This window comes from Citrobacter sp. Cf116, from assembly GCF_030336505.1.
Taxonomy (GTDB): Bacteria; Pseudomonadota; Gammaproteobacteria; order Enterobacterales; family Enterobacteriaceae; genus Citrobacter; species Citrobacter freundii.
Map to the genome: position 1 here is coordinate 73,787 of NZ_JAOWEQ010000037.1, position 23,056 is coordinate 96,842.

20 protein-coding genes are annotated in these 23,056 nt (G+C 53.5%); 2 read left to right on the top strand and 18 right to left on the bottom strand.

Going from position 1 to position 23,056, the window contains the following annotated elements; all coding sequences use genetic code 11:
* Positions 1-86: 86 nt before the first annotated feature.
* Positions 87-1,820: a potassium/proton antiporter gene (locus OGV74_RS09760; protein ID WP_003844057.1), complete on the bottom strand. Its 1,734-nt coding sequence runs from the start codon at positions 1,818-1,820 to the stop codon at positions 87-89.
* Positions 1,821-1,917: 97 nt separating this feature from the next.
* Positions 1,918-2,832 (bottom strand): muramoyltetrapeptide carboxypeptidase, encoded by a 915-nt coding sequence (gene ldcA / locus OGV74_RS09765; protein WP_032949456.1) that lies wholly within the window; start codon positions 2,830-2,832, stop codon positions 1,918-1,920.
* 98 nt (positions 2,833-2,930) lie between these two features.
* Here ldcA and emtA point away from each other — a divergent pair, with 98 nt between their 5' ends.
* Positions 2,931-3,542: a membrane-bound lytic murein transglycosylase EmtA gene (emtA, locus tag OGV74_RS09770; protein WP_003020914.1), complete on the top strand. Its 612-nt coding sequence runs from the start codon at positions 2,931-2,933 to the stop codon at positions 3,540-3,542.
* Between the two features lie 11 nt (positions 3,543-3,553).
* Here emtA and ycgR read toward each other — a convergent pair whose 3' ends face one another.
* Positions 3,554-4,288, bottom strand: coding sequence for a flagellar brake protein YcgR (gene ycgR, locus OGV74_RS09775; RefSeq protein ID WP_003020911.1), 735 nt, complete (start codon positions 4,286-4,288; stop codon positions 3,554-3,556).
* Positions 4,289-4,489: 201 nt separating this feature from the next.
* Here ycgR and OGV74_RS09780 point away from each other — a divergent pair, with 201 nt between their 5' ends.
* Entirely contained in the window at positions 4,490-4,744 is a 255-nt protein-coding gene (locus OGV74_RS09780) for a GlsB/YeaQ/YmgE family stress response membrane protein (RefSeq protein ID WP_003020908.1), read from the top strand.
* A gap of 41 nt (positions 4,745-4,785) precedes the next feature.
* On the opposite strand, the gene OGV74_RS09785 is transcribed toward OGV74_RS09780, so the two are convergent.
* The 15 genes from OGV74_RS09785 to OGV74_RS09855 form a co-directional block, all read right to left on the bottom strand.
* Complete coding sequence (locus OGV74_RS09785) at positions 4,786-6,756, bottom strand: TonB-dependent receptor plug domain-containing protein (RefSeq protein WP_016150376.1); 1,971 nt, start codon at positions 6,754-6,756, stop codon at positions 4,786-4,788.
* Positions 6,757-6,779: 23 nt separating this feature from the next.
* Complete coding sequence (modD, locus tag OGV74_RS09790; protein ID WP_003841555.1) at positions 6,780-7,637, bottom strand: ModD protein; 858 nt, start codon at positions 7,635-7,637, stop codon at positions 6,780-6,782.
* Positions 7,634-8,446: a class I SAM-dependent methyltransferase gene (locus OGV74_RS09795; protein WP_032949452.1), complete on the bottom strand. Its 813-nt coding sequence runs from the start codon at positions 8,444-8,446 to the stop codon at positions 7,634-7,636. The genes modD and OGV74_RS09795 overlap by 4 nt, the downstream gene beginning before the upstream one ends.
* A gap of 9 nt (positions 8,447-8,455) precedes the next feature.
* Positions 8,456-9,217, bottom strand: coding sequence for an ABC transporter ATP-binding protein (locus OGV74_RS09800; RefSeq protein ID WP_060854779.1), 762 nt, complete (start codon positions 9,215-9,217; stop codon positions 8,456-8,458).
* Positions 9,214-10,173 carry a FecCD family ABC transporter permease gene (locus tag OGV74_RS09805; protein ID WP_369712959.1) on the bottom strand — a complete coding sequence of 320 codons (960 nt, stop codon included), beginning with the start codon at positions 10,171-10,173 and terminating at the stop codon, positions 9,214-9,216. The genes OGV74_RS09800 and OGV74_RS09805 overlap by 4 nt, the downstream gene beginning before the upstream one ends.
* Before the next feature lie 26 nt (positions 10,174-10,199).
* Positions 10,200-11,222: an ABC transporter substrate-binding protein gene (locus tag OGV74_RS09810; RefSeq protein WP_086504158.1), complete on the bottom strand. Its 1,023-nt coding sequence runs from the start codon at positions 11,220-11,222 to the stop codon at positions 10,200-10,202.
* 207 nt (positions 11,223-11,429) lie between these two features.
* Positions 11,430-13,142, bottom strand: a complete 1,713-nt coding sequence (locus OGV74_RS09815; RefSeq protein ID WP_003841545.1) for an alpha,alpha-trehalase — start codon at positions 13,140-13,142, stop codon at positions 11,430-11,432.
* Between the two features lie 170 nt (positions 13,143-13,312).
* On the bottom strand, positions 13,313-14,743 hold the full coding sequence (gene dhaM / locus OGV74_RS09820) for a dihydroxyacetone kinase phosphoryl donor subunit DhaM (RefSeq protein WP_016150370.1): 1,431 nt from the start codon (positions 14,741-14,743) through the stop codon (positions 13,313-13,315).
* Between the two features lie 10 nt (positions 14,744-14,753).
* Complete coding sequence (gene dhaL, locus OGV74_RS09825; RefSeq protein WP_003020881.1) at positions 14,754-15,386, bottom strand: dihydroxyacetone kinase subunit DhaL; 633 nt, start codon at positions 15,384-15,386, stop codon at positions 14,754-14,756.
* A gap of 11 nt (positions 15,387-15,397) precedes the next feature.
* The gene (dhaK, locus tag OGV74_RS09830; protein WP_003020880.1) at positions 15,398-16,468 is read right to left on the bottom strand and encodes a dihydroxyacetone kinase subunit DhaK; all 1,071 of its coding nucleotides are present in this window, start codon (positions 16,466-16,468) and stop codon (positions 15,398-15,400) included.
* A 325-nt stretch (positions 16,469-16,793) separates the two neighbouring features.
* Complete coding sequence (locus OGV74_RS09835) at positions 16,794-18,068, bottom strand: Glu/Leu/Phe/Val family dehydrogenase (protein ID WP_003020877.1); 1,275 nt, start codon at positions 18,066-18,068, stop codon at positions 16,794-16,796.
* Between the two features lie 321 nt (positions 18,069-18,389).
* Positions 18,390-19,358 (bottom strand): Csu type fimbrial protein, encoded by a 969-nt coding sequence (locus OGV74_RS09840; RefSeq protein WP_086504156.1) that lies wholly within the window; start codon positions 19,356-19,358, stop codon positions 18,390-18,392.
* 13 nt (positions 19,359-19,371) lie between these two features.
* A complete protein-coding gene (locus OGV74_RS09845) occupies positions 19,372-21,657 on the bottom strand; it encodes a fimbria/pilus outer membrane usher protein (RefSeq protein WP_086504155.1) in 2,286 nt (761 codons plus the stop codon).
* Between the two features lie 55 nt (positions 21,658-21,712).
* Entirely contained in the window at positions 21,713-22,435 is a 723-nt protein-coding gene (locus OGV74_RS09850) for a fimbrial biogenesis chaperone (RefSeq protein ID WP_200054574.1), read from the bottom strand.
* Positions 22,436-22,449: 14 nt separating this feature from the next.
* Positions 22,450-22,980, bottom strand: coding sequence for a Csu type fimbrial protein (locus OGV74_RS09855; RefSeq protein ID WP_086504153.1), 531 nt, complete (start codon positions 22,978-22,980; stop codon positions 22,450-22,452).
* Positions 22,981-23,056 lie beyond the last annotated feature (76 nt).

Below are 23,056 nucleotides of genomic sequence, written 5' to 3' on the forward strand. Positions count from 1 at the left end.
TGGCGCTGCACTGATCCGGCCTGTAGATTCAGTGCATTTTACAGGCCGGGTAAGGCGCTGCCGCCACCCGGCAAACAACATCCTCTTTACTCATCCTCGTCTTCAGCAACGCGAACACCGACCTTCAGCACTGCATTATCTTCCTTCTCGGCCACCGTCCAGATCATGCCAGCGAATTCCACCTGGTCACCGACGACCGGCGCGGCACCAAGCAGATGCTGGACAATTTCACCCAGCGTTTGCTGCTTATCACGATACTCTGTGCCATCATCCAGGCCATAAATCAGCGCCACATCGGCATATTTCGCGCTGGCTTCCAGAATAAAATCACCGAAGAAGCGCTGGTCTAACGACACTGGTGGTGACTGGCTGAATAGCTTGCCGAGAGCGGGGAGATCGCGCTCGCGACCAATAACACACAATACGTCGCCTTCGCGCAGACGCGTGCTGCCGGAGGGGTGAAACAGCACGTTGTCACGAAACAGGGCGGCTATTCGCGTTTCTTCCGGCATATGCAGGTCGCGCAGCGCGGCACCCACACACCACTTATCTGCGCTGAGCTGATAAACAAACTGCTCCCACGGGTTATCTGGGTGAATATCGAGACCAATGCGCGAAACGGGCCAGCCGACAGGAGGGACCACCACCTTGGCTTTTTTCGCGGCCCATGAAAGTGACGTTCCCTGAAACAGCAACGAGATCAGTACCACGAAGAAGGCGACGTTAAAGAACAGGCGCGCGTTCTCTAGGCCCGCCATCATTGGGAAGACGGCGAGGATGATCGGCACCGCGCCGCGCAAACCCACCCAACTGATGAAAATACGCTCGCGCAGATTAAAGCCACGAAACGGCAGCAGTCCGGCGAAGACCGAAAGCGGGCGGGCAATGAATATCATCCACGCAGACAAAATCAGCGCAGGGATTGCGATAGGCAGCAGGTCGGAAGGCGTAACCAGCAGTCCAAGCACCAGGAACATGGCGATTTGCGCCAGCCAGGCCAGACCGTCAAAGTTTTGCAGAATACCAAATCGGTTGCGGATGGGGCGATTCCCCAGCAGGAAACCACACAGATAAACCGCCAGAATACCGCTGCCTTCCAGCGCAGTGGTCAGGGCAAAAATCAGGATCCCACCGCTTAACGCCAAGAGTGGATACAGTCCGGCAGGCAGAGAAATGCGGTTAATCATCTGCTGGAGCATATATCCACCGCCAAGACCGATAGCGATTCCTAAGCCAAACTGCTGGATAATGTGCACCGCGAACATCCAGCTTAAACCGGTCTCGTGATTTTGGATCATGGCGATGAGTGTGATGGTCAAAAACACGGCCATCGGGTCATTACTACCGGATTCAATTTCCAGCGTAGAGCCAACGCGTTCGTTAAGCCCCTTACCGCCAAGCAGGGAAAAGACCGCCGCGGCGTCAGTTGAACCAACAATCGCGCCAATCAGCAGTCCTTCGATAAGATCCAGATGAAACAGCCACGCGGCCATCATGCCAGTGAGTCCGGAAGTAATCAGCACACCGACCGTCGCCAACGATAGCGCCGGGCCTAACGCAACGCGAAAAGAGCTGGCCTGAGTGCGCATGCCGCCGTCGAGTAGGATAACCGCCAGTGCCAGGTTACTCACCATGTAGGCGAAAGGATAGTTATCGAAAGGTATGCCGCCAATACCATCCACACCCGCTAACATACCGATAGCGAGAAATATCACCAGAATTGGGATACCGAGACGTGATGAGAATGAACTGAGTAAGATACTGCAGGTGACGAGAACGGAACCCAAAATAAAAAGGCTAATAATTGCTGCGGCATCCAACGTTCGGTTACTCCTGAATTACGCTGTTTCGTATTAATAAACCCTACCATAATAACGACAGAAACAGCGTTTTACTTAGCCCCATTAGCTGCTTTTTTTACGATTTTAGTACCGGATGCCCACTTAAGGTGAGCTGAGTGCTGTTTTTATCGTTTTTCAGCACCGCTCTGGCTCCCAGCGGCAGGGTGACGGTGCGTTGTTCATGGCCAAAATCGAGGCCGCCGATCAACGGAACGGACAGCCTGGTGCGCAGAAAATCACAAACTGAATCAAGATTGTAACCAGCGTCGTAATCATTCGGCGCGCTGCCGCTAAAACTGCCGAGGATAATGGCGTTTTGCTGGGCCAGTATTCCCGCGTGGTACAGTTGCAGCAGCATGCGCTCGACACGGAATGGATGCTCGTTAATGTCTTCCAGCACCAAAATGCCGTTTTTGATGGCCGGCATCCACGGTGTACCCATCAGCGAAATGATCATCGCCAGATTTCCGCCCCACAGTGTACCTTCAGTCGCGCACTGCGGACCGTCACCCTGCCATTCGAGGGTAAATTGGGCATTACGCAATGCTTGCCAGAAATGGTGCTCGGTGAATGTGTTCATCTCCTCGGCACCGAAGTTGGCCGCCAGCATCGGGCCGCTGAAGCTAATCACATTCCCTTGAGCCAGTAGACCACACTGGATCGCCGTAAAATCGCTGTGCCCGCACAGCAGCAGCGGATCTTGTTGCTGGCGGGCTGCCAGCCCTTGCCAGTCAATATCTTCCAGTAAACGGCTCGCGCCATAGCCGCCACGTACCGCCATCACAATGGTATTGGGGGTTTTCAGATTAACGAGCGAGTTCACATCAGCAAGCCTTTCTGCCTCTGTACCCGCAAAACGCTGGCAGCGGCGCGCAATGACCGCTGAATTATCGACCTGATGACCGGCCTCAGTAAGACGTGCAAGCCCACGTAACGCAGCCTGCTGATTGATACAGTAGCCCGACGGGGCAATTAAGTGAAACCGGGACATGGCATTTCCTTGCTACAACTAAAACCAAATGTATATCATGCCGCGTAGGTATGTCGTTGTCACCTCAGCGACAGGTTCCGGCTATAAGGATAGATGACGTGAAATTGAGATGGTTTGCTTTTTTGGTTGTATTACTTGCGGGCTGTAGTTCAAAACATGATTACAAAAACCCGCCGTGGAATGCTGAAGTTCCGGTTAAACGCGCAATGCAATGGATGCCGATCAGTGAAAAAGCCGGTGCGGCCTGGGGTGTCAGTCCACAATTGATTACCGCTATTATTGCCATTGAATCAGGCGGTAATCCGAATGCGGTCAGTAAGTCTAATGCGATTGGTCTGATGCAGTTAAAAGCCTCGACTTCAGGCCGCGATGTTTATCGTCGCATGGGATGGAGCGGAGAGCCGTCGACCAGCGAGTTGAAAAACCCCGAACGCAATATCTCCATGGGGGCCGCATACCTGAGCATTCTGGAGACCGGGCCGCTGGCAGGGATTGAGGATCCACAGGTGATGCAGTATGCGCTGGTAGTATCGTACGCTAACGGAGCGGGAGCATTGCTGCGAACGTTCTCTTCCGACAGGAAGAAAGCCATCAATAAGATCAACGATCTCAGCCCGGATGAATTTATTGAACATGTTGCGGACAATCATCCGGCGCCGCAAGCTCCGCGCTATATCTGGAAGCTTCAGCAAGCGCTGGATGTAATGTAATTCAGGTGATGTTAATCGCGCACTTTGTTCGACTTTTCCCGGGCCTCGCGCTCAAGGGAAAAAATAATCCGCTGTAAGTTCCGCTCCACCGCCGGGCCGACGTTGAGAAAACGAAAGCTCAGGCGGGGAGTGGTAATGGTTTCGTTTTTACTGTCGATAACTTTGCGTTCGCTAATGGAAATAAGCTGGGCGTCAACGTGATACACTCCCCATTGTTCCATGTTCAGTTCAACCTGCGCGAAGCGTATACCTTCTACCAGTCCTTCTGGTTTTGCCGTTTCTAACAGCCCGCCCATACCGCCAAGCGACAAATCGAATAAGCGAAAGCACAGCGTGCTGTTGTCCGGCATTTTTGCCGTGCAGCGATAGGGAGGATGCAGCGGAGCGCCGATGCGGAAATATTCCCGACGCTGAACAAACCACAGGGAAGGCGGCAAGGATGAAATAAACGCTGGCAGTTGCTGATACTCACCTTTTTTTAACTGTGGCAGGGTGAATTCTACTTTGGCTCCCTGCGTTTCGGCGATAATCGAGATCTGACTGGCCCGCTGTACGGCCTGGTTTTCATATTCCTGGCTACCAAAATCCATGACCAGCTCGTCCGGGCTGACGGCCAGAACTTTGCTGATGAACTGGCCGCCCGACCAGGAGATACGCAGTGGAACCTGCTGCGATTTTAAGTCCCGAAGTACACCTAACACCGCTAACGGATTTTGCTTCAGGAACTGCTCATTGTAGTTACTCACACCTAATGACTCCCGGATGCCTGGTTTGTCGTTGGATTATCGGCATCAATCAACGGAACTTAATACAAATGGATGAAATTTTTTACCAACGCCAATGAATTAAGTCTGCGTGAAAACAGCATATAGCGATGGTTTGCCTATACTTTAAAGGCTGGCGCAAGAATGTCTTGCGCGTGCGTTCACTGGAAAGAGGGCCTGAAAATGGGAATTATTGCCTGGATTATTTTTGGTCTGATTGCGGGGGTTATCGCCAAACTGATTATGCCGGGGCGCGATGGCGGTGGATTTATCCTGACCTGTATTCTCGGTGTTGTCGGTGCTGTGGTCGGTGGATGGCTGGCAACGATGTTTGGTATCGGCGGCGATGTCAGCGGGTTTAATCTCCACAGCTTCCTGGTGGCCGTGGTCGGCGCGATTGTTGTGCTGGGTGTCTTCCGACTGGTGCGGCGAGATTAATCGAACGGCCCCCGCGGGGGCCGTTTCTCTGTATTGCTAAGTCAGAACTGATACTCAATCCCCGCCCAGTAATTACGGCCTTCTTCAATAAATCCTTCACTATAAACGTACTGCGTATCGAACAGGTTATTGACCGACGCGTTAACGCTGAATCCGTGACCGATGGCGTAGTCAGCGCGTAAATGGGTAATGGCGAAACCAGCGGCTTTCTGTGAGCCGTCGCTATTGCTATAGCTCGACGAACGGGCCTCTTCTGACAGCGTAATACTGAGCGGATCCCATGGCTTCAGCGTCATCCAGGCAGTCAGGGTTTGCGTTGGCAGGTCGGTAATCTTGCCGATGTCGCTGCGTTTGACGTCTGCATGAATAAGGCCGTAGCTCAGACCGACATCCAGTATATCAAAGACTTTACCTTTAACGCCTGCATCCAGACCGGTGTAATCCACCCGGCCGCTGTTCTGATTCTGAATGGTGTCGGCATCAATATTGTGTGAAAGGATGGCGTCGCTGATGCGGTTGTAATACACGCTGGCTTCGAATCCCCAGTTCTGACTAAGTGACCCATTCCAGGTCAGATCCACGCTGCGGGCGCGTTCAGGTTTAAGCTGCGGATTGACCAGCGCCACCTGGTTATAGGCCGGTTTTGAGGTCGTGTAGCGTTCTTTCAACGTAGGAAAACGCGTTCTGTCAGAATAGGACAGCGCTAATGTGTCTGCATTTTCGAAGTGATATTTGGTCATCATCTGCCAGTTGAAGGCCGACTGATTGTTGTCATCATAGTGGGTGACGCTACCATTTTTTTCGTGCTTCATGCCTTCCAGACTGTCACGCCAGTCATAGCTTATTCCCGCCACTACATCGACATTATCCGCCGCCGCCCACTGATATTCACTGGCAACAGACCAGGTACGGTCTTCGTAACGGTCGTAAGCCGCATTCGGTGCGCCTTTCTCGCGGTGAACATCATCCTTCCAGTTTACGGCGAAAGAGAGCAGGTCGTTTTCACGCATATCCGCAGCGAGCTGCAGGCCAGCTCCATCGCTATAGTCTGAATAATGACTGTAGTTGCCTTTTTTGTTTTTCAGATCGGCAAGCGAGTTGTACATCATCAACGTATTTTCAAAGGTATCGCGATACAGACGGCTTTTCAGAGTGAAACGATCGCCCAGATGGGTGGTGCCCTGATAGTAATAGCTCTCTTTATCGTACTGTGGCCATTGCCAGTAGCGTGATTTCTGACTGCTGGTCCCGGCATATGGTGGGTTATCTTTTTCACCGTCCTGATTAATATAGGTCAGGACATATTCATCATCGCCGCGAGGGGTAAAGCCCAGCTTCACGATGCCGCGTTTATCATCGGCGGACGAGTTGGCAATCTTGCCGTGACTGCCCGCAACCGGATTGTCCACGCCGTGCGGTAAGCCAAGGAAATCCTGCTTCAACTGGCTGCCGCTGAGCTGAATGTACCCCAGATCGTTACTGGCGCCAAATGAAGCGTGCATATCGTGAGCGTTGTCTTTGCTACGACTCCAGCCCTGGCGATAACCGATGCTGCCTTCAATTGGTTTGGTGGGCTTTTTGGTGGTGATATTAATGGCACCGCCCATCTGGTTAGGCCCTTGTAGCAGAGATGAGTAGCCTTTGGATACTTCAACTGAAGCGATATCGGATGTCAGAAAACGGCCTAAATCGAGGTTGCCGTCATAGGGGATGTACACCGGCACACCGTCAAAAAAGACGGGAACCTGACGGCTGTCAAAACCGCGTACTTTCACCTGCTGCTCATTGCGGTTGCCCGACTTTTGCAGCACCACGCCGGGGACGACGCTTAGCGCCTGCGCCACGTTTTGTTTATCCAACTGTTGGATCGTTTCCTGGCCGAGAACCGTAGTGGTTGCCGCAGAGGCCGGGCTTGACCAGACGGTCATGGTTTCGCTTTCTTGCCCAGCAAAAGCACTGTGCGCGAAAGCAAACGACAGGGCTGTGTAAAGACAACTTTTGTTGAAATTCATTATTGTTAGTCCATTTTTTAATGTTATATGCCACGTGCGTCCGGGCTCAGGTTAACTTTGATATCCGCAGGTGGAGCGTAATAAGGTGCGGAAGTGATAAAGAGCCTGATGCCACAGTCGAGATAACCCGCCAGCGAGGCGAGGGTAATGCCGCCAGTCAGCGCCAGCGTGCAATGGGGGGCCAGTGAAGGTGCCAGGCGGGCAATGTCTGTCGCCTGCTCAGGGGTGAATTTGTCGAGTTGCAGAATATCGGGCGCGGCGCGTAGCGCGGCTAATGCTTCATCTGGCGTATCCGCCTCGACGACGATCTTTTTTTCTGGCGCATGGCTGCGTAAGCGCGCAACCGCGTTTGTCCAGTCGTTTGGGTTGGTAAGAAAACGGCGGTGATTAGCGAACAGCAGCACCGTTTCGGCGCATCCTCCGCGATGAATAATGCCCCCGGCGGCGAGTATTGCCTGAGTCGCCAACGAACGCGTGCCGGGAATGGCTTTGCGGGTGCAGGCAATCTGCCCATCAGGATAGCGTTGGCGCAGTTGGCTCAACATGCTCTCAAGATAGCCCGAAACTCCGCAGCTCCACTCCAGGACATTTTGTACCGCTTTCCAGCCCTGGTGCAGCGCCGCCGCATTCCCATGCGCACAAATCAATCGCTGTCCTGCACTTACCTGTTCACCATCGGCCACCATGTCGCTGACTGTCAGCCCTAATGACGTCAGCATTTGTCTGGCAACGGCGGTGCCGCTAACACACCCGCCCTGGCGATGGTAAAACGCCATAACGCCCGGCTGTGCGCCAATTCCCAACGCGCGGGTAGTCAGATCGCCGCCCTGAATATCTTCCAGCAGCAGCGCGTCGGTTTGCGCCTGCGAAAAGTAGATCATCGCAGCGCCTCCCGTGGGACGCTGTCCCACCAGATAAGCGCCCAGTCACGGCTGGCAGGGGCAATCGCGCGTGGATCCTGCTGCTGATACCAGGTTTCCAGACGTTCGACCTCGTCGGCGCTTAGTTCGCCCATACTCCAGCGCACGTTTTCCAGAAAGCGCATCCAGGTACTATTGTCCTGCTGACAGTTGGGCCCGCGGATAAAATCAACGTGCGCGTGGATCCCCATCTGATACAGGACATTAAGCGCATAGATATAGTTGGGAAGTTCAATCACCTCGCGGCCCAGCGCACGTTGAATGGTGGGGGAAACGAAAGATGAACTGACGAGATGGGTGGTGTAAACCCGCAGCCGGGCCTGATTATTCAGTTTGGTCATCGCCTGGCGCATATCGGCAACCAGCGTAGAGCGCGAGGCTACGGCGATATCGCACTGGGGTAAATCATCCCAGTGTTCTTCCCAGGCCCGCTGCACCCACTGTACGTGACGGGCGTTCATTTGCACAGCGCGGCGGGCAGCAACGCTCAGCATTCCCTGGCTGTAATCTACGCCGTAAATTATTGGTATCTTTTTAGCCAGCGCCAGCGAGACCGTACCGGGACCGCAGCCCATATCAAACAGCGACTCCGCTCCTTGCAGGTCGATTTTCCCCAATAGCTGTAGCAAATAGCTGTCGGTTAATGAGGCGCAATTCTCTGCCATTTTTTCCGCACGTTTATCCCAGTGCTCCGGCTTTTTCTCGGTTCTGTTCGCCAGTTGTAACTGTTTACGGTAAAGATCGGCAAAATCAATGTCGTCAATGAGCATTCTTATTCCTTAATTGTGAGAGCCAAAGAGGTGGTGGGCAATTTGTGACGGTGTAACGTGATACAGCGCAGCCAGGCGATCGGTGGCGAGCTGGTGTTCAGGAAGCCCCTGCGAAACCTCACCGTTCGGTTCAACGCGTACCACGCTGTCGGCGATTGCCCGGGCGTGCAACGGATGATGCGTCGACATCAGCAGGGCCATACCCGAATTTTTCAGCGTCACCAGCGTGTCGAGCAGACGGATCTGATGCCCAAAATCCAGGCTGGAAGCGGGTTCATCCAGCAACAAAAGGCGCGGACGTTGCGCCAGCGCGCGGGCAATCAATACCAGTTGGCGCTCTCCGCCGCTCAGAGTGTTCCAGCGCCGGGGCGCCAGGTGAGAGATCCCCAGCATCGCCAGTTGTTGATGAGCAATTTCGTGTTCTTTAGCCCCGGGAACCGCAAATGCCGCCAGTTGCGGGGCCAATCCCATCATCACCATGTCCAGTGCGCTAAAGGCAAATGCGCCGTCATGCGCCTGAGGGACCCAGGCAATAGTGGCGGCGCGTTGCCGATCGTTGAGATGATTTATGGCGATGCCATCAAGCAAAATGTCACCGTGAAGCGGCGAAAGAACGCCGAGAATGGTGCGCATCAGGGTGGTTTTTCCGCTACCGTTGGCACCAAGCAGACAACAGACTGAGCCGGGCGAAACCTGAAATGAGACATCGCGTAGCACGGGCTGGTTACTGTGGTATCCCAACGACGCATGGCGGACGGTCAGTAGCGTCATGGGCGATTTCCCCGTAGCAAAAGCAGCAAAAAGAACGGTGCGCCAATAAATGCAGTCAAGATCCCCAGAGGAATTTCCGTGCTGCTAAGCGTACGGGCGAGGGTATCGGTGAGCAGCAGCAAAATGGCGCCGACTCCCATGGAAACCGGCAGCAACTGCTGGTGGTTATTGCCACTGAGGAGTCGGCCGATATGCGGCACAACCAGCCCAATCCAGCCGATGATGCCCGCGATGGCGACGGTACAGGCGGTGATTAACGTTGCGCAGACGATCAGTCCCAGACGCAGTCGGGCGACGTTGATGCCAAGCGATCGTGCTTCATCATCCGACAGGGTGAGCAGGTTCATGCGCCAGCGCAGCAGCAATAGCGGGACCAGTCCAGTGAAGATCAGCGGTGCTGAGAACCACAGATCGTGCAGCGTAATCGTTGATAAACCGCCCAGCAGCCAGAAGGTGATAGACGGGAGTTGGGTATACGGGTCGGCCAGCGTTTTGATGAGTGAAATCCCCGCGCCACATACCGTACCCAGCGCAATCCCGACCAGAACCAGCGTTAACACCGGGTCGTGGCGCTTGACTCGCCGGGTAATCAACCAGACACCGGCGACCACGAATAAACCGCCGGTGAACGCATACAGCTGAATGAACAGGATCGGTAATCCAAACAGGATTGCCGTACAGGCACCTAAACCGGCACCCGCCGCCACGCCGAGGATATCCGGCGAGACTAGCGGGTTGCGGAACATGCCCTGATAGGTGGTTCCTGCGCCTGCCAGCGCCGCGCCGAGCAGCAATGCAGCCAGAATGCGCGGCAGGCGGATTTGCCAGAAGACGATTTTGTCCTGCATCGGGACGTCATCAGTACCTGTAATAAGATTCACAACCTGTTGCGCATCCAGGCGGTACGCGCCCGATACCGCAGCGACGCTCGCGCAAAGCACCACCGCAGCAATCATCAGAAAACCGAGGGTAGATGTTTTCATCAGACTGCCACCAGACGTTGATACTGTGCATCGCTTAGCGTGGTATGCCAGAACAGTTCGCTGTAGCGCTGCATATCGGCTTTAAAGCTCTTGTTAACCTGCGGTTCAAGCCAGGCGTGCAGGCGGCGTAACCCCAGTAAACGGTTGATGCCAGGAGGTGCATCCAACCAGCCAAACGGCAGACCGCTGAGAAACAGAATGCGCCGGTCAGCAACCGCTTTGACTCCTTGCCAGACCGGATCTTCTCGTAGGTGCTGCGCTGTCATCGCATCCTGCACCAAAATAATATCGGGCTGCCAGCTGAGCAGATTTTCCATTGAAACCTGTGTGAGCCCCTGTCGTCCGGGGATGTGCGCCACATTCTGTAGCCCCAGCAGTTCTGCCGCTTCGGTATGCAGAGAACCTTGTAAACCTGTCTCCAGTCCTCTGGCACCGCGCGCGGCATAAAAACGCAGATTCGCCGCAGCTGTATGCGAGAAAGCTATTGCATTATCGATAAATCGACGGGCCAGCGCGGCCTGCATTGCAGTACGCGAGACGACGCCCAATGCTTCACCGGCTGCGTGCAACTGCCCTGGGGTATGGCGCAGTTCGCCGTTAATCAGCAGCCAGGGAATGTGAGTTTGTGCGCTCACTTGTCTGGCCTGAGAAAGCCAGGTTTCATCGGCATTGCCGCAGTCAACAACCAGGTCGGGTTTAAGCGCCAGTAACGCTTCAAGTGATAGGGTACTGGCGCGTCCTGCCAGCCTGCCCAGTTTCGGCAATGCCCGAATATCATCGTGGAACGGGATGGCGGTCTGGCGAGATAAATCAAAGGAGGAAAGCCCTACCAGTTTTTCCGGCGCGACGGCCAGCAGCAGCATGTCAGCGGGCGCCCCCGCGCTGACCACGCGTTGGGTTATATTCGGCCCTGGCGAGCCTCCAACGGCAACGGTTAGCGGCGTTTGCGCCAATGCGGGAAGATGGCGTAGCAGCAGTGCAGATGCCACGAGTTGGGCAAACATCCGTCTTGTCAGTGCCATTATCAGTATCCTGAAGGTTACAAATTCGCTATATATTTACATATACAGCGAATAAAAACATGTTCAGAATCAAATTCTCACGGATGAAAACACCGGATACCCCATAAGGGCTAGAGGGGATAGAGGCAGCTTAAATAGCGAAAAATATGACAGAAAAATCCGCGACGAAGCGCGGATTTGGGGAGTAAAACGGCTCAGGTAATGACGTTATGGCGTCGGTTGAGTCTGTTTTTTAGGCTCGGCTGGTGGTGTACTTGTCGGTGTTGGCCGCGATGCGGGTACGCTGTCACAGGGCTTCTCTTTGGCGCAGATCAGGTCAAGCATTTTTAGCGTGACGCCGTTGGTCCAGCCAAAACCATCCTGCAATGGATATTCCCCGCCACCACCGCCGGTGCCGGTGGTGCTCACGTCATATTTTTCAACCAGCTTTTTCTCTCGATCGTAGGTGTGCTGCACATTGGTAAGGAATCGCCAGGTCACATCCATCGCAACGTTATCCTGACCGTAATTCTGTAACCCGGATGCTGCGACCCACTGGAGCGGGGCCCAGCCGTTGGGGGCATCCCACTGCTGGCCGCTTTTCACCGACGTGGTAGCAAGGCCGCCCGGTTGCAGCAGATGTGCCTGGGTGGCTGTGGCGACTTTACTGGCGCGATCTTTTGCCGCCGCATTGACATACAGCGGGAACAGGGCGGCGGCCGTGAGCTGATTGCGTACTTTATGGCTTTTCAGATCGTAGTCGGCATACCAGCCTTCTTTGTCGTTCCACAGGTACTTTTCGATCCCTTTTTGTCGGGCATTAGCGAAGCCATCGTACTGCGCCGCTTTGGCATCATCACCGGCAGCCTTGCTGGCGAGGGCGATCATTTTTTCCATTTTGTACATCAACGCATTGAGATCGACCGGAACGATGCTGGTGGTGCGCAGAGTACCCAGCTGATTAGGATTGTCCATCCAGCGGGAGCTAAAATCCCAGCCGGACGCAGCCGCTGAACGCAGGTCGCGGTAGATTTCTGTGGCAGGGCGATTGGGGTTGCTTTTAGCGGTGGCGATATCCTCTACCCAGGACTCTGGCCTCGGCGTATCGCGGTCATCCCAGTAGCGGTTCAAAATGGTACCGTCATCCAGTTTAACCACGCGCTTATTTTGCTGACCGGGCTGGAGTGTTTCGACGCCTTCCATCCAGTAACTGTACTCTTTGAGCATCTGCGGGAGGTATTTTTTCAGCACGTCATTCCCGTCATGCTGCGCCAGCAGTTCAACCATAAAGGCAAAGAACGGCGGTTGCGAACGGCTCAGGTAGTAGGTGCGGTTGCCGTTAGGAATGTGTCCCCAGGAATCAATCTCGTAAGCGAAGTTTGCCACCATATCCGAGACCTTATCCCAGTGATTGCTTTCGGCAAGCCCCAGCATGGTGAAATAGCTGTCCCAATAATATATTTCGCGAAAACGCCCGCCAGGCACCACATACGGCTCTGGAAGTGGCAGTAGCGAGTCCCATTTTTCAGCGTCAGTTGTCGAGCGGGTGAGGACCGGCCACAGTCCGTCAATATGTTCGCGTAATGATTGCCCGGCCGGGGGAACGTATTTCTCGCCTTCTTTCGGTAAGGTGAAATTCACCTCCACAAAATGGCGTAAGTCGAATCCGGACTGATTTTTCTGCATCCGGTAATCGGCAAGGATCATGAGAGGATCGCTGTTAGGCACCGCGTCAGCAAAGGTTTTCTGGTCTGGAAACAGTTTAGCCGTTTGTACATCGTTAAACAGAGGTCCAAGCAGGATATCTGGCGGCTGCGGTGTAGCGGCTGGCGCGTCTTCTGCATTGACGGCAAAAGAGGAAAGGGCAAAAAAGGTACTGGCGAGAGTCAGTTTTATTGCAACAGAAAGCAGGCCTGGATGGCGAGTTGCAGGCGTTATCATCGGTTAATCTCCTTAGCGGTGTGCCGAAGTAGCGGCATTTACCATGAGAAAACCTTAGTTCAGGATCGACCGTTGCGCGTGATCGACACCCCATTTTGCGAACAAACAGACATTTCCCGACGCGAATAGGGAAGAAGCACACCCTTTGTCGAAAAGGGTGTGCTTCGGTATCAGTTTGCGCGGGTTATCCGCTGTGTGACACAGTCAATGGTCAGAGTATCGCCCATCTTTATGCTATCGAGAGCAGCGCCTTGCTGACACATCCAGCACAGACCCATTTCACGAGCGATAATCGCCGGATGAGAGGCTTCGCTGCCGTCCCGCAGGCAGATACCTTTGATGGTCTTCGGATCGAGTTGCAGTACCGTAGACGGATAAATGACATCAGCGACCAGGATAGTGGGGCGCAAGAACGCGGGAATTTGTGCGCTCTCTCCCGTCAAATGTTGCAGTGAACGAGACAGCAAATCTTCAATATCAATGTATCGCGCCTGCAGATAAGGGTCATCGAGCTGTAAATACTGCTGGCTGAGATCGCTCAGCACCTGATGCCAGGCCCAGGCGGCGCTGCATTGTTTTTCACGCATTACATCGCAGGCCATTTCAAACAGTTCAGGATCGTCCAACAGCGTGTGGTGACCGGAGAAGATGGCGGCGATATCTGCGGAATATCGTTCTTCAGCAAGAGCGGTGAGTTTGCTCAGATCGTTCAGCGTACTTTGGATGGCGGTCTGTAATCGCTGCTGCTCAGCCTGCAGTGATGCGGCGGACTGCGGGTTTACCTTTGGCGAGAACGGCGTGTGACAAAATGCCGTCCCCGTGACTTTTGAGGGAGCCAGAGTTGCCTTGTTATCAGTATGCGCGGGCTCGAGCGATTCACCAAAATTCTCTGCCGCCAACTGTTTAAATGCGGCCAGCGCATCCTCTGCCTGTTCGCCCTTAGCAATCAGGCGTAGCGTGTCATTACAGCGTACCTGCAGCAGGGCTATTTGATTCAGGCTATCAGGGACCACACACTTGCCGTTTTTCTCCAGCCACATGTCGGCGTTAAAACCAGACAACGCAGAAACCAGCCGCGAAGCCGGGCGGACGTGGATGCCGTTAGGGTTTTTCACCACAATGGCAACAGAACGGGCATCAGCGTCGGGAGACAGTTCAGCGGATGCGGGTTTCGCTGCGGATGGCGAAGGTAAACCCAGTTGTTCACATTTGGCGTCGAGGGCGTTCATGGCATCACGGATGACCCGATCGATATCAGCACCTGCGGCGGCGCTAACCGTCGCGGCCAGTGTGCCTTCAACCAGTGGTGCTGCGCACAAACGCACTTTGGCGGCAATGTTAGGGTCGAGCAGTTCCAGCGCGGTTTCCGCACTCAGTAATGCACTACCGATATCCATCATCACCAGCACGTGGTCCGTATCGGCCACGGACTCGATGGCTTCCATCACCTTAATCGGATCGGTGCCAATCGGATTCTCAGGATCGTCAATGCCTGCGGCAATGGCGATTTTGCAACCATCACCCATTAACATCTGCCGGGCCAGCACGCCGACGCCTTCGCCCAGTTGGGCGCTGTGAGAAACAATAACCAGGTTTACCATCGCTTTATCCTTACTCTCTGGACGCCTGAGCCAGCATTTGCATCATAAACATGACCGACGTTGCGCCGGGATCCTGATGCCCAATGCTGCGCTCACCTAGATAGCTGGCGCGGCCTTTGCGAGCCTGCATGGTGATGGTGCTTTGCGCTGCGACTTCCGCTTGTTGGCTTGCCGCTTCCAGAGCCGCCTGGACGCTCAGCTTCTGTTCGCATGACTGGCGTAAAGACTCCACTACCGGCAGCCAGACATCGCACATGGTTTTATCGCCAGGTTCAGCCTTACCGCGGCTAATCACACCTTCTGCGCCATCACGAATCATTTGATACAGCTCTTCAAGCGTCAGGCTTTGATGAGCCTGAGTCACCTGGGCGGCGCGGATAAAAAACGTGCCAAACAGCGGTCCACTGGCCCCGCCGACGCTTGAGAGCAGCACCATACCGGTGTTTTTCAAAATAAAGCCGATGTCTTTGTCTGCGATGGACGGCAGCTTTTCAACGACTTTGCTGAAACCACGATGCATGTTCAGACCGTGGTCGGCATCGCCGATCTCCCGGTCAAGTCCGGTGAGAAAATCACTTTCAGTGGTGAATATTTCACCGCAGCGATAGAGCCAGTTAACAATCTGTGTTCTGTTGAGGGACATCATGAATCTCCTTATTTACCCCAGTTGAGAGCAGGGGTGTGAACCGGTGCATCCCATAAGTTCAGCGTTTCGTCATCCACCTGTAACAGGGTGATGGAGAAGCCGGTCATATCCAGAGAGGTACAGTAAGAACCGATCAGGTTGCGCTCAATGACGATGCCTGCATCCTGGCAACGGCTTTCGAGGCGGTTATACACGCCGAAGAGTTCAGACAACGGCGTCGCACCGAGATTATTGACCAGCGCAATAACCCGATCGCCACTTTGTAACGCACGCTTGCTTTCTTTACCTTCATGCCACGCGCCCTGGACGTTGTCCCAGTGGCGGAGCGTACGGCTGTAGTTACCGTTTTCCAGCAGGGTATCGAACATTTCATCAACGGTCTGATCGAGAGAGGTGAAGGTGCGGCGGTCAATGCCCGGTTCCCCGTGGATACCTACGCCAAACTCCATCTCGTTATCCTGTAACGTGAACGACGGTTGTCCGGCTGCCGGAACGGTACAGGCGCCAATGGCTATGCCAATGGAGTGGCCCTGGTTATTCAGCTTACGACCCAGCGCAGCACAGGCTTCCAGCGAGTCACCGCGTTCGGCGGCCGCGCCGACCAGTTTTTCGATCAATACGGTATTAGCCACACCACGACGTCCGGCGGTATACAAACTGTCTTTCACCGCCACATCGTCATCCACCACCATGGTGGTGACCTTGACGCCGCTTTCGTGCAGCAGCTCGGTAGCGGTTTCGAAATTAAGAATGTCGCCGGTGTAATTTTTGATTATCAGCAGCACGCCTTCCCCGCCATCAATTTGCATGGCGCATTCGAACATTTTATCCGGCGTGGGGGAGGTAAAAATCTCACCCGGGCAGGCGCCGGAGAGCATGCCCTGACCAATGTAGCCGCAATGCATAGGCTCGTGCCCGCTGCCGCCGCCGGAAAGCAGCGCCACTTTGCCCATCACCGGTGCATCTGCGCGGGTGACATACACTGGGTCCTGATGCAGTGCCAGGGAAGGATACGCTTTCGCCAGTCCGGCGAGTTGTTCATTCAGTACGTCTTCAACACGGTTGATCAATTTTTTCATTATTTATGCTCCGCAGACAGTCCTGGATGGCTGCCAAATTCGGGCAGGCATCTGATGTAGGGTATCGGTTTGTACAACGCCACGGCGACCGCTCGCTGCCGATAAGGTAATTTTGCACACGGGTTTGCAAAAGAAAATTGCTGTGAAGAGCGTTTCAATACGAAACATAGCAGCATAATAATGTTCCGTATTGGAACGTCATGGTGCATAAAACAGCGAAAGTGAGAGGTCGGGCGGTATTTGTGCGGAAAGTTTTTGAACGATTTTTTATGGAAAACAAACCACCTGCAGAACAGGTGGTTTGTAGGCATGGTCGATTTCGGCGTTAGCCCGGATAAATTCCGCGATCTTTTCGTGCCAGCAGAATGCGTTCGCAGGCAACGATGTAGGCTGCGGTACGCAGGGAGCAGGATTTCTCAGCTGCTTTTTCCCAAACATGCACCATCGCATCAGTCATGATTTTGTCCATGCGATTGTTGATCTCTTCTTCACTCCAGAAGAAGCTTGCCATATCCTGAACCCATTCGAAGTAGCTGACGGTTACGCCGCCGGCGTTACAGACCACGTCAGGCACAACCACGATACCACGGCTTGCCAGCACATCGTCGGCATCCGGATAGGTTGGGCCGTTAGCGCCTTCAAGTACCAGTTTACAGGTCAAGGTTTCCGCACGGTGACGGGTGATCTGACCCTCAAGCGCGGCCGGAATAAGAATATCCATATCCAGGCTCCAGAAGGCCTCGCTGGCGATGGTTTCAGCGCCCGGGAAACCGGCAATCTGTTTGTGCTCTAACTGCCAGGCAGACAACGCGGTCATGTCGATACCTGTGGGGTTAAACAGCGTAGCGGTGTGATCCTGAATCGCGACCACGCGTGCACCAGCTGCCGCGAACAGTCGGGCGGCTTCGCTGCCGACGTTACCAAAACCTTGCACTGCAACGCGAGCACCTTCAACTTCGATGTTGGCACGGCGCGCGACTTCCAGACCGCTGACGAAAACGCCGCGACCGGTGGCTTTATCACGACCTAATGAACCGCCAAGGTGAATAGGTTTACCGGTGACCACGCTGGTCACGGTGGTGCCGTGGTTCATGGAGTAGGTATCCATCATCCAGGCCATGACTTTTCCGTTAGTACCTACATCCGGCGCAGGAATGTCTTTCTGCGGCCCAATGATAATGCCGATTTCGCTGGTATAACGACGAGTTAAACGCTCCAGTTCGCCTTCAGACAGCGAGAACGGATCGACGCGCACTCCACCTTTGGCACCGCCGTACGGCAGGTTCAACGCTGCGCATTTGATGGTCATCCATGCGGACAGGGCCATCACTTCATTAAGATCAACATCAGGATGATAACGCACACCGCCTTTGCCCGGCCCGCGGGAGAGGTTATGTTGCACGCGATACCCTTCAAAATGACGGATAGTGCCGTCATCCATCTGCACCGGGATATCGACAATCAGCGCGCGTTTTGGGTGGCGCAGGGTATCCACCCAATGGGAAAGTTCGCCCAGGTAAGGGGCCACACGCTCGATTTGTTGCAGGTAGGTATTCCAGGCAGATGTGCTGCTATCTGAAGCGTAAGATAACTTATCCATGATAAACCTTAGTTATAAAAGTAATATGTTCTTAATTTGGCCGTGGTATACAGTGAATCTCACCATATAAACCTAAATTTAACATTTTTTTCATAGAAGGGCCTGCCCGACCAGCACGAATTATCGCCATGATTAGTATGGGCTTTAACTTGCGATTGAATAGTTATTCTGTGTCTTTGCTTGTAATTGGGTTGTTTTGCAGGGTGCGTAATTTAATATGCAGAATATATAAAAATCGTAATTTGTTAGATTTATGACGCACCTCTAAAAGTAAATAATTTGATAACAAAATGTATTTGCTTTATTGCGGTTAAGATGAGGTCAGTAGGTTACGGCGATGGTAACGGTATCGGCATAGTTGTCTGGCGTGTGGTTCGCGCTGGGGACGGTGGCGTAAACCGGGTAGATAGTTGTTGTTCCCGTACCGTTGCCCGCGACGGTATTGAGTGATGTATTGCCCCAGACCGTACCGGAAGGACCTGGCGTCGAACTAAGCTGGTAGGGGACTTTATCCGTATTTGACCCCGTGCCCGCCATCACGCCGCTGCCTGCCGTATTACCGTTGGAGGGCTGAAGCCCGATGGTGTAAGGCGTGTTATTGGAACATGCTACGCCCACGGTATTTGAAGCCGTAAGGTTACGCCCGGTCGCCCTGGCTGGCGCAAAGCTAATATCGGTTGCAGAGGTGATATTGCACTGTTTGCTTACGGTCGCCGATACGGTGAAAGGCAGCCTGGCGGCAACCGTATCGCCACAGGTTGTTGGCGGGAAAAGCAATCCGGGATTGAGAGTGACAAGGGCTGTTGCCGTCGTATAGTTATCCTGATAATTTCCGGGGACGGCTGCGGTTTGTGGTGTGACGATCTGCGCCGATACCGTGAGTGAACCCGTCACTGGCGTCAGATTCAGCAGGTTAAGCTGTACCATGGGAAAAGTGGTTCCCGACTGATACTGGCTGCCCCAAACTTTGGTGCGCCCGCTATCCTGGTAAAGCTGGTATGCCAGTGTACTGGCAGGCGTTCCGCTTAATGACATATTTCGCGGTGTCACCTGGCCGCTGACGGCCGAGGAGCCAATATTAAAACAGAGATTGATCCCTGCCAGCGCGTCACCAAGCTCTTTGGTGCAGGTGTAACTGAACGTCATTGATGACGTTGCGCCTGTCGCAGACAGTGGATTGACCGAACCTAAATTTATGGGTTGCACATTGCTCACTGAACAGGTAACCGCATGGCTAATAGCCGGACAAAAAAGTACGGCAGCGATGAGTAGCAGATGTCTTAACCTCATGAACGTACTCCTGTTAGTGTGGGCGACAAACCAGTGGGCCTATTTGCATAATCCCCTTTGCTGACACGGGATAGTCAAATTGCACGCGACAACTACCGGTGTCCGTATCAACGCGCAGCGTGTTGTGCTGCTCCAGGGTGTCGAACCAGGTCATCCCATCAAAACCAACGACAGACGACTGTCCTTTTCCGTTGATGGCGTAAGCCATGCTACCTTCAGCAATTGGCTTACCCTGATTGTCGACGAGGATAACCTGCGCAGCACGTACGGGGGTGATGCCAAAACTAACCAAAGTACCAGAACGATCGGCAGGCGTGGCATTCGTCTCAACGCGTGCGATCCGCATATTGGTGGGGAGATCCATCGGGTCAATACTGATCAGGTTTTTTTGATAACTGTTGAGCGGCGTGACCAGCAGTAGTCCCTGGTCATCGCTGCGGCCAATCAGGTTATTTTGCAATTTGACTGGAACATCAGGCACGCCGTCAGTTGAGACGACGGCAAAACCATTGTTGATTTCCCTTGCTGCAAACAAGCCGCCTCCCATGGTCACCAGCGATCCGGTTGCGCCTGCGTAGCCGTAATGGTTATCCGGTAAACGGCTGAATCCCGCGTACGCTTTACCATAACGCCCCAGATATCCTACTTCTCCCTGGCCACTTTGTCGGGAAGCCTGCTGACTGGCGGCCAGATTCCAGCCCCAACCGCCGTCGGCAGGCGGCGTCTTGCTGGCGTTGAGCTGATAGCCGGTTTCATCGTTGGTGCGTTGTAGCGTGCTGCTGGCGCTCAGATTGTTATCAGTGGTAATCGTTACCATCAGATAGATACTGCGATCGCGGTTATCGTCAATGTTCTGGTTGAATCCGGCATTCAGTGAGATGTTGTCTGTAACGGATTTGAACCAGCTGGCGTTGGCGTAGCGCACCGCATTTTCGTGTGGATAACGAAACTGCAGGTAACTCAGGCTGACATTTCCGGCAGATTCCAGCGAATAGCCAATGACCGTGTTGCTGTTAAGCGTTGGGGGCGGCTCACCATAATGGGTGGCGACATCGCGGTAATCGCCAGAAGTTGCCGTGGTACTGGTACTGAAATTAAACCGTTCGCCGGACCAACGATAACCAAAGCTATACAGAAATCCGTTCTGCCCTGAATCGCTACTTGCGGCAAGTGATGTCGAAAATGTGCCGCTGCGGGTTCCCGGGATCCAGTCGTTACTGAAGCCTGCGTTAATTAGTCCATCGCTGGTTTCCGCGTGAGCCCCGGCGGTCAACGTATTGCTAAACCCGCGACGCCACGTAGCGCTCAATACCGGTGCGCTGGCATAGTCAAAAGAGGAATAACCATAATTTTCGCGTACCGTGCCCAATTCTGCCGACCAGGCGGTTAATCCTTCCCGCAGGAGTTGTTGATCGTTGTAGAACGAGAAATTTTGTACGCTCGTTCTGCCCAGCGCGTCTGTCATCATCACCTGACCCGTTCCCGCGCCGCTGATGTTAGGCATGGTGTTGATCTGAAAACTACCTGCGGGGACTTCTCCGTTGTAGTACCTGACACCGTCCACGTACAGCTCAACGTTTGATGGCAACGTCGCGGATCCCAGATATGCAGGGAGCGGGGTGGTTGGCATATAGGGCTGTAAACCAAAATCGGTGCCTATCTGAATGCCGCCGATACGCGTTGGTCGGGACCAGATGAGTGAGCTTGTCAGGGTATCGCCAACGGTTAACGCCAACATCGTATCAGGAAATGAGGTACGCCAGCTGGTATCAAGGCGCTCAAAGCTGTTATCGGCGTATTCCTCGGTGGAGTACTGCGTCAACTGGGTGGTGCTGAGCACGCCGGCAGCATTGAAGGCGCGAAGTTCACTGAAGGTATTTATTACGCTCTCATCCCCCTGCTGGGTATAGATATCATAATTGAGCAGCGCTCCGCGTGATGTTGTCGCCGTTGGCGCGGTTTCGGTAGGCGAGTTAAGCTGCGTGGTGGCAAGATCGAGTGAACTAAGTGGCGCAGTAAGCGAGAGCGTTTGCAACTGAACGTTGTAGTCAATGGTTAACTGGGGGATATCGTTCAGGCAGACGGCGTTAGTGGCGTCTGGAGCAAAGCGAAAGCCCATTTTACTCAGGGTATTAGCCCCCGCATAAAGCTTTCCATTATCGTAGCCAAAATGTACCAGCCCAACGGGATTCCCATTTAAGGTGACATCGAGATACAAATCGACTCCCGTAATTTGTGAGGTGCTATTAATAACACCATTCTCACTCTGGTTATTATTCAGCGTTTGTGCGCAAACCATTCCCGATATTAATACTCCATTGAGAAAGCAAAATTTCACCAGAAGCCAGAATCTGTTACAGATCTTGTACTGTTTTTTGGCCATTGATTGTGACTTCAATTTTCCCGCCATAATGATTATTACTGGCCGACGGGGAGACTATCCAGCGCATTGTTGAGCCTGGTAAAACGTAGCCTAATAGTCCGGGTGTAATGACTTTTTTAGTACCGTCAGGGCTTATAAATGTTGCAGCAGATAACTGTGCATGCCCATTTCCCTGATTACTGATTTCAATAAATTTTTTGCCATCCAGTTGTTGTAATTTCCATTGCAGTTTTGCCTGCGTTTGTGCCGCTGATGTTGGTTGAATGAAAACGGGAACGGAATAATGCAGCACAAACTGAAGCTTATTTTTTTCTACTTTTGCAGGCGGTAACTCATCTATCGACAAACGATAAGCGTCTTCGGCATGTGCCGAGGGAGGGCTTGTGCGAATAACTCGAATCAACTGACGTTCTCCAGGGGCTAATGCCAACATCGGCGGGCTTATCACCAGCCCCTGAGAGGGGGAAAGTTTGTTGTCATAAGCACTTTGACTCCAGCGAAAAACCCGAACCTGGGCATTGAGCACATTTTCACCCGCGTTACTCAACCAGATACCATCGGCATTTTGCGTCGCTTGCAACGTTAACGTGACCGGGGCTATTTGCAGCCCACTGGCAGTGGCAAGGTTGGCGCTCGCAACCATCCCTAGCAGGCATGCGCAGGCACACTGCTTAACAGGCAGTTTTACTCTCATATAGCTTCCTGAAGTTAGTAGTTAACGTTAACCGTTACCGTGTCGGCATAGTCGTCAGGAGTGAAGTTGGCGCTCGGTGCGGTGGCATAAACAGTAAAAGTTTGCACCAGGCCGGTCCCTGTCGCTGCTACGCCATTCCCAGGTGCGGTGTCGGTGGCGGTATTTCCCCATACCGGACCTGTTGCTGACGTGCGATATAGCTGATAGGGCACTTTATCGGTATTGGTAGCAGCGTTAGCCACAGAGGACATGGCGCCCGAGCCCGTCGTCGTCCCTCCATTAGCGGCCGACGGCGCCAGCCCGATAAAATAGGGCGTGGTTTTTGAGCAATTAATTGAAATAGTGTTGCTTGCACTGGTATTTGTCGCCGTGGTATTCACCGGACCAAGTGTGATATTTGAAGCCGAACCCGCAGTCACGGTACAGGCCTTTTGAATCGTCATCAGCACCTGAAATGTTCCGTTAACGGTTGCTGCATTTGCCACAGAGATAATGGAAAAGGCGCAGCAACAAAGAATTAAGCGTTTGTCTAAGACTAGAGCCATATCCTTTACCTTTTTCAAATAACCACATTTATTACTTTAGAAAAACAATAATGTGGCACAAGAAGACATAATTTAA